General features: G+C 64.8%; 5 protein-coding genes. 2 read left to right on the plus strand and 3 right to left on the minus strand.

The window, feature by feature from the left end; translation table 11 throughout:
* On the minus strand, positions 1-478 hold a 478-nt coding region (locus AC1DSN_RS19255), incomplete at its 3' end, for a carbohydrate-binding protein (RefSeq protein WP_477332275.1).
* 338 nt (positions 479-816) lie between these two features.
* Between AC1DSN_RS19255 and AC1DSN_RS19260 the strand changes: the two genes are divergently transcribed.
* Complete coding sequence (locus AC1DSN_RS19260; RefSeq protein WP_477296336.1) at positions 817-1317, plus strand: hypothetical protein; 501 nt, start codon at positions 817-819, stop codon at positions 1315-1317.
* A gap of 30 nt (positions 1318-1347) precedes the next feature.
* On the opposite strand, the gene AC1DSN_RS19265 is transcribed toward AC1DSN_RS19260, so the two are convergent.
* Together AC1DSN_RS19265 and AC1DSN_RS19270 are read right to left on the minus strand one after the other, a co-directional pair.
* On the minus strand, positions 1348-1674 hold the full coding sequence (locus AC1DSN_RS19265; RefSeq protein WP_477296337.1) for a hypothetical protein: 327 nt from the start codon (positions 1672-1674) through the stop codon (positions 1348-1350).
* 29 nt (positions 1675-1703) lie between these two features.
* Complete coding sequence (locus tag AC1DSN_RS19270; protein WP_477296339.1) at positions 1704-2516, minus strand: CHAD domain-containing protein; 813 nt, start codon at positions 2514-2516, stop codon at positions 1704-1706.
* 208 nt (positions 2517-2724) lie between these two features.
* Between AC1DSN_RS19270 and AC1DSN_RS19275 the strand changes: the two genes are divergently transcribed.
* The coding region (locus tag AC1DSN_RS19275) for a ShlB/FhaC/HecB family hemolysin secretion/activation protein (protein WP_477332277.1) at positions 2725-4118 on the plus strand (1394 nt) is incomplete at its 3' end.

The following is a 4118-nucleotide window of genomic DNA, read 5'->3' on the forward strand; positions in this document are numbered from 1 at the left end:
AGACGAGGCTGCCGCTGCCGACGACCGGAATGCGTGTCCCGGTGACCAGCGTCGACATGATGTTGGTGTTCCAGTCGAGGTTGATCGTGATGTCCTTGTACGGACTGAACAACAGATCGCCTGCGGCCGGCGGCGGATTGGTCGGCGGCGGCGGATCGACAGGCGGGGGTGTGGTGCCGCCGCCCGTACATGAGCCTTGCGAGGTCCAGGGCTGTCCTGAGCCACTCGCGCCACTGTGGGTCGCGGGGTCGTCGCCCTGGGTCCACCAGTTGGCGCCGTAGTTCACCCCGTTTTCGCTAGCCGTGCTCCCGCCCGTATAGACCGAGCCGGCATTCCACGGCGCCGCGCACGCGCCGGCGGCATGGGCCGTCTGCATCGGCACGCCGGAAGAAAGGGCGAGGGCAATCGCTACCCCCAACGTACCGGAGCAGCCACCGAGCAACGCATGGGATCGCTTGCTTGTCGTCTTCGTGAACATCGAACGCCTCCTGCCTGGGTTGGTGGCGTCTGATGTAGTCCTCGATGACAACGTTGTCTATTTGGAATGTGACGAAATGTGACATGCGACGTGAAGAGCGTTTTAACACCCCATGCGGCGGTGCAATGGCGTCAGGGCGCCGTTTGCGCCTGTTGCGCCGAACGCGCATCAAAGCGGTTTGATGCGTCGCGGCAGCTGCCTGAAAATGTCTTGTCTCGTCGCGCTGTCCGTAATGACAACGAAAGCCACATTTTCGGCAGGGCAGGTAGGCGCGAAGCGCCGGATATGTCACCGTGCGACGGATCCCGGCACCCGATCCGGCACAGGAGCAGTGACGCATGCCGTCTCGTTTAAACATGACCGTCGCCGGTCTCATTGCAAGCTTCGCCATGTCCGTGGCAGGGGCCGCGGACGCCCCGGCCAGCCAGGGACCCGCCGATCCTCAATTCGAGGCGGCGAAGAACTTCGTTTCGTTCTATACGTTCAATCGCCTGGCCTACAAACAGGTGTGCGACAAGCAAGCGGTCGACGTCCGCGTCTTCGTGAGCACCTTTGTCGACGAAAATGCGGGAGCCTATGCCAAAGCCCTGGCGGTCCTGCAGGCACACGGTCTGTCTGAGGCGAAGGTGTTGGCGAAACTGCAGCCGACGATCGCTTCCTCGGAACCGGATGTGCGTCAGGCGCTGTCGGACAGCGCGGCGAGGGAGAACGCCGGCACCACGCCCCTGGACGGCTGCCGTTTCCTGGCCATCCATGGAGAGAAGCTCGCTGGCGACCTCGATCTTGCCAAGTCGCACCCGGAAGTCATCCAGGCGCTCAACGGTCCGGCCAAGCCCTGAGCCATGGCTGCAGGGCCCGCGCTCAAGCGCTCAGGCTTCGGGATTCGCCGCGAGCCATGCCGTGACATACGCCTCGAGTGAGAGGCGCGTCGGCACCTTCAGTGCTGCCTCGCGGACGAAGGTGGTCGATGCCATGAGGAACGACTGCTTGGCGTGGTTGGCGGCCTGGCGCACCCGCGCCTGGCTCTGCCGGACCTGCACGAGATGGGGCGAAGGCTGGCCGGGCTTTGCGAACTTCTGGTAGCGGCGCAGCTCATCAGCCACCGTCGCGGTGTCCGTGGCGGCCTGCTTCATGGCCTGGGCGGCCTTACGTACGTCGATCAAGGCCGTGGTGGCGGCGGGGGAAAGGTTGGTCATCCGGCGATCTTAGGGCATCGCGGCCGCGATCAGCCGATCTTTCGTCGTGCCTTGAGCTCATGCGCGATGCGTTCGAGCAGCGGATCCAGCGAAAGCGGGACCTTCAGCGTGCGCAACGTCGCGCGCAACGCGCGCAGATCCTGCTTGGCGCCGAGGGCATCGGAGAGTTTCGTCATGGCCTGCACCGCCGCCTTGTCCTTCGGACCGCGCTTATGGGCGGATTTACCGGTGGCTTTCAACACCTTGCGCCAGAACTCCAGCTGCATGCGCAGGCGCCTTGCACGCCGCCGCCAGCGGTGCAGGTTGGCGACCGAGCCGTCCTTGCGCACCCGCTTCTCGGCACGGGCGACCCGTTGCTCCGAGCACGCAATGGCCTGTTCGATCGCGCGACGCGTGACCGTCTTCCAGGGCAGGACTTCGATAGCGTCAGCGAGGTCGCGAACCTGGTGGCGCCGCTTGAGAAAGCGCGGATCCTTGGTCAGCGCCGCGGCGAGCCTGCCGTCCCGGCGATTTTCCAGGGCGTGGATAGCCTGCTGCCATTCGGCGGAGGGTCCCGGGCCCGCCAGGGTCTGCGCTGTATGTACCGCTACATGGGCATTGCGAAGCGGGGACAGTCCGGTAGCCAGTTTGCCGATCCGCTCATTGAGGGATGGCAGTTGATTCGCGAAAGGTTCCGCCCCGAGCGCAAGTAGGCTCTTGAGTCGCCGTAGGGATTTTCGGGCCTCGTGGATGCCGCGATGGCGGTCCTTCACGTCGGCCAGGGCGCGAGCGGCGCCGCGACATTCCCGTCCTGCCAGAGCGGCGAGGGCGGCTTGGATGCTGGGCGCGGGGGTCTGTGGCATCGGAACTAAATACCACGAGATGCGTGGTCATGCCTTTCGGGATCCATCTCCAGGGCCTAAAGAATCGCTGGCCATGGCCGATAGGGTGATTCGACAAACGCGTGTTGTTCGTCCAGTGATCGTCCATTAGGATGCCGCACGTTTTGCGTGGCGTAACGCACGGACCAGCACGCGTACTTTTGAAAATTCAGCAGGGATGCAACAGGGAATGAAAGGCCATGATGCCGGCAAGCTGACGCTTGTCATCGGTTTGACGATTGCGTTTGGCCCGACGGCCGTCGCCCAGCAGTCGCCTACCCAGGAGTTGCTGCGTCAGCAGGAGCGCGAGCGAGCGCTTCAGGAGCAACAAGAAGCCACGCCCGACGTGCGCCTTGCACGGCCGGCGCCGACCGCGCCGGATCGCATTCCGGTGGACGAATCCCCGTGCTTCCCCATTGGGTCCATCCGCCTCGATGGCGAACAGAGCAGTGCCTTCCAGTGGGCGCTCCATGCCGCCAATGTGCCGGGCGACCCGGCGGTTGGCCGCTGCCTGGGGTCGGCTGGCGTCGCGATCGTGATGAAGCGCGTTCAGAACGCCATCGTCGCGCGTGGTTACGTCACGACGCGGGTGCTGGCCAAGAGCCAGGACCTGCACGCGGGAGTACTGACCCTGACCGTGGTGCCCGGACGCATCCACGCGATCCGCTTTGCATCGCACACGCGTGGCACCTCGTGGCATACCGCACTGGCTGCCCGTCCCGGCGACATCCTCAACCTGCGGGATATCGAGCAGGGACTGGAGAACCTCAAGCGCGTGCCGACCGTCGACGCGGACATCCAGATCGCGCCCGCCGAGGGCAGCGATGCCCGTCCCGGCGAGAGCGACCTGCTGATCGTATGGAAGCAGTCGTCGCCGGCTCGCATCGCGGCCACGCTGGATAATTCGGGGAGCAAGGGCACGGGCAAGCTGCAAGCTACGGCGACACTGTCGCTGGACAACCTGCTCACCTGGAACGACCTCTTCTACGCCAACGTCGGCAAGGCCGTGTTCAACCCCGGCGGCCGCGGCACGCACAGTTCCACGCTCCACTACGACGTGCCGTACGGCAACTGGCTGATCGGCACGACGGTCAGCGATTACACGTATCACCAGACCGTCGCTGGCTACGCCGCCAACTATGTGTACAGCGGTACCAGCAATAACGCCGACATCAAGCTGAGCCGCCTGCTGTATCGCAATGCCAGCATCAAGGCCGGCATGTATGTGCGTGCCTGGGAGCGTGATTCGAACAACTTCGTCGACGACACCGAGGTGCTGGTGCAGCGTCGCCGCCAGGGCGGCTGGGAGGCGGGCCTGACGTACAAGCAGTTCTTCGGCACGGCCACCCTCGACGCCGATGCGGCCTACCGGCGGGGTACCGGCGCATTTCGTGCGTTGCATGCCCCGGAAGAGCTGTTCAACGAAGGCACCGCGCGTACCCAGCTCATCACGGCGGATGCCCAGCTGACCATTCCGTTTTCCGTCGGTGCGCAGCGCTTCCGCTACACCGGCAGCTGGCGTGCCCAATGGAACCGGACGGCGCTCATACCGCAGGACCGCTTCTCGATCGGTGGCATCTACAC

The sequence above is a fragment of the Luteibacter sp. P4_D7_3 genome (genome assembly GCF_056401735.1).

Coding starts and splice junctions, on each gene's coding strand:
- AC1DSN_RS19260 (WP_477296336.1), top strand. CDS start 817: ATGCCGTCTCGTTTAAACATGACCGTCGCCGGTCTCATTGCAAGCTTC.
- AC1DSN_RS19265 (WP_477296337.1), bottom strand. CDS start 1,674: ATGACCAACCTTTCCCCCGCCGCCACCACGGCCTTGATCGACGTACGT.
- AC1DSN_RS19270 (WP_477296339.1), bottom strand. CDS start 2,516: ATGCCACAGACCCCCGCGCCCAGCATCCAAGCCGCCCTCGCCGCTCTG.